At 63.0% G+C, this 2,884-nt stretch carries 5 protein-coding genes; 3 read left to right on the top strand and 2 right to left on the bottom strand.

Translation table 11 applies throughout. The features are described from left to right. A partial coding sequence (locus EAO80_RS15225) for a transcription initiation factor IIB (RefSeq protein ID WP_122090726.1) occupies positions 1 to 857 on the bottom strand: 857 nt, incomplete at its 3' end. Between the two features lie 178 nt (positions 858 to 1,035). On the opposite strand from EAO80_RS15225, the gene rnhA reads away from it, so the two are divergent. Then, the gene (rnhA, locus tag EAO80_RS15220) at positions 1,036 to 1,629 is read left to right on the top strand and encodes a ribonuclease HI (RefSeq protein ID WP_122090725.1); all 594 of its coding nucleotides are present in this window, start codon (positions 1,036 to 1,038) and stop codon (positions 1,627 to 1,629) included. Next, complete coding sequence (locus EAO80_RS15215; RefSeq protein ID WP_122090724.1) at positions 1,622 to 2,170, top strand: DUF7108 family protein; 549 nt, start codon at positions 1,622 to 1,624, stop codon at positions 2,168 to 2,170. Before rnhA ends, EAO80_RS15215 begins: the two co-directional genes overlap by 8 nt. Here EAO80_RS15215 and EAO80_RS15210 read toward each other — a convergent pair. Further along, positions 2,167 to 2,526, bottom strand: coding sequence for a PadR family transcriptional regulator (locus tag EAO80_RS15210; protein ID WP_122090723.1), 360 nt, complete (start codon positions 2,524 to 2,526; stop codon positions 2,167 to 2,169). The two genes, EAO80_RS15215 and EAO80_RS15210, sit on opposite strands and share 4 nt — an antisense overlap. 197 nt (positions 2,527 to 2,723) lie before the next feature. Between EAO80_RS15210 and EAO80_RS15205 the strand changes: the two genes are divergently transcribed. Further along, on the top strand, positions 2,724 to 2,884 hold a 161-nt coding region (locus EAO80_RS15205), incomplete at its 3' end, for an inorganic diphosphatase (protein WP_368280555.1).

The raw sequence follows: 2,884 nt of genomic DNA, 5'->3' as shown, positions 1-2,884 counted from the left end.
AGCGAGGCGGCGTAGATCGCCGCGGCGGCATAGCCCGTCGGGGACTTCCCCGAGAGCAGGCCCTTTTCGGCGGTGGTTTCGATGATCTCGTTGGCTTTCGACTGTACTTCCTCGGAGAGTTCGAGTTCGGAGCAGAATCGGGGAACGTATTTCTTCGGATCGACGGGGCGCATCTCGAGGCCGAGCTCCTGGGAGATGTACCGATAGGTCCGGCCAATCTCCTTTCGCTCGACTCGCGAGACCTCGCTGATCTCCTCGAGGCTCCGAGGAATGCCCTCCTTCCGGCAGGCCGCGTACAGCGCCGCGGTGGCGACGCCCTCGATGGATCGGCCGCGGATGAGGTCCTCGCTGAGCGCGCGTCGATAGATCACGGAGGCGACCTCGCGTACCGAGCGGGGGACGCCCAGTGCCGAGGCCATGCGGTCGATCTCGCTGAGCGCGAACTGGAGGTTGCGCTCGCCGGCGTCCTTCGTGCGGATGCGCTCCTGCCACTTTCGCAGCCGGTGCATCTGGCTTCGCTTCTTCGAGGAGATCGACCGGCCGTAGGCGTCCTTGTCCTTCCAGTCGATGGTGGTGGTCAGCCCCTTGTCGTGCATCGTCTGGGTGGTCGGCGCGCCCACCCGCGATTTGCTCTGGCGCTCGGAGTGGTTGAACGCCCGCCACTCGGGCCCGGGGTCGATGTTGCCCTCCTCGACGACCAGGCCACAGTCATCGCAGATGAGTTCCCCCCGATCGGAACTCTTGATGAGGTTGTCCGAGGCACACTCCGGACAGGTACGTACCGCCTCCCCATCGCTGGTTCCTTCGGTTTGCTCCGCCTCCTGCTCGCGCTCCCGCTGACGGGTAGACCGTGTCATCGCACTTAAATAGTAGTGTAATCAAATCACTTAAATCCTCGGTCAATGTCGAGATCGTCAGCGTCGCCTTCGATGGGACGAACTGATGTACACGGTCGATACACGGCCGATATCGGTCGGACGGCACGCTGAAGACGGATCAGAACCGATATATCCCACAACCTGCGAGCGTCAGACAATGCCCTCCGTTCCCCACGACCCGGACGAGGCTCGCGAGAAACTGGCCGCCGCCGGTGCGACCATCGAGGACGGCAACACCGACCACGAGCGCTGGCGAGCACGCCTCGGCGAGGCGAACGCGATCGCCTACGAAGAGACGGTCGTCGTTCAGGGTGCGCGGCCCGCCGACATCGAGTCGATCCTGCGGGACGGCGGCGGTCGTGTCCACCTCTACTTCGACGGAGGGAGCCGCGGTAACCCCGGCCCGGCGGCGATCGGTTGGGTGCTCGTTTCGGGCGACGGGATCGTCGCTGACGGGGGCGAACGGATCGGTGAGACGACGAACAACCGCGCGGAGTACGAGGCACTGATTCGCGGGCTCGAGGTCGCCATCGACTACGGCTTCGACGACGTCGAGATTCGGGGGGACTCCCAACTGGTCGTCAAACAGACCCGCGGGGAATGGGACGCCAACGATCCCGGGATGCGCGAGCGCCGGGTCCGCGTCCACGAGCTTCTGGGGGGGTTCGACGAGTGGTCGATCACACACGTACCGCGGGAGGTAAACGAGCGCGCGGACGAACTGGTGAACGAGGCGTTCGAACATGGCTGAGCTACCCGAGGAGACGATCGAGGAGGCGACCCGGCTGACGAAGCTCGCACGACGGGCGGTCGACCCCGAGGAAGCGAGCGCCTACCGGACCCGCCGCGCACGATCGCTCGCCGAACATGGGTTCACCGCGCGCGTCCGCGAGGGCGACGCGACCGAGACGCTCGTGCTCCACCCCACCGACTGGGTCGGGGACGGCCGGATCCGAACCGACAGGATCGAGGACGTCGACCGGGCGATCGAGGTGCAGGTCGCCGGGCCGGAGAGTCCCGACGACTGGGACCGCGTCGAGGCGCACAACCGGGCGGTCGCACGGGCGGTTCGAGAGGCTCACGGCGAGGTCCACGGCGAGAACGCCGAGGCCTTCGCGGACTTCATTGGCAACCACTACGCGAAGCGGATCGACGACGCCACACCCTCGGAACGCGAGGAGTTCCTCGCGGAGTACTTCGTCAGGAACGTGTGGCCGAGCGAGGATCAAAAAGACGCGATAGAGCGCTCACTAGAGTACGTCGAACGTCTCGCGAAAAATGATCCCGATTAGTTCTGCGCACCAATGAGCGACTGGACGTCCTCGGCGCGCTCCTCGTCGGTAACGATCTTCGAGAAGACCCAGTTCAGTTGACCCAGCACCGTTTCGTACCCGTCCTCGGTGAGCTCGTACTGGTTGGTGCGCTTGTCGAGTTCGCTCTTCTCGACCAGCCCGCGCTCGACCAGATCGTCGAGGTTGGGATAGAGCCGCCCGTGGTTGACCTCGGTGTCGTAGTAGCTCTCGAGTTCGCGCTTAATCGCCAGCCCGTACATCGGCTCCTCACCGAGGATGACGAGGATGTTGTGTTGAAAGGCGGTCAGATCGTGTGCTGTTCGCTGAGTGCCCGGAACCGCTTGTGCCTCTGACATCAGTATAGAACATGTCATCCGCCTATTTAACAGTTGTCAACCAATCCGTTTGTTTTAACTCATACTACTCGCTAATTCCGTCAAATCCACCAGCAGAGACTGATGTACAATATATGATGTCACAGTACATAGTCCTGTCGGTAACTCGAAGGGAATAGTCGAAAGGACTTTTTCCCCGCCCGGAACAGACACGGACGATGGCGAACCTCTGGGAAGACTTGGAGACGGGACCGAACTCGCCCGAAGAGATCTACGCGGTCGTCGAGTGTCTCAAGGGAGAGCGCAACAAGTACGAGTACGACAAGGACATCCCGGCCGTGGTGCTGGATCGGGTGCTGCACTCGAACGTCCACTACCC

It is taken from the genome of Halalkalicoccus subterraneus (assembly GCF_003697815.1).
In the GTDB taxonomy this organism is placed as follows: Archaea; Halobacteriota; Halobacteria; order Halobacteriales; family Halalkalicoccaceae; genus Halalkalicoccus; species Halalkalicoccus subterraneus.
Note: the sequence above shows the minus strand (reverse complement) of the source record. Positions and strands in the feature narration are given on the sequence as shown.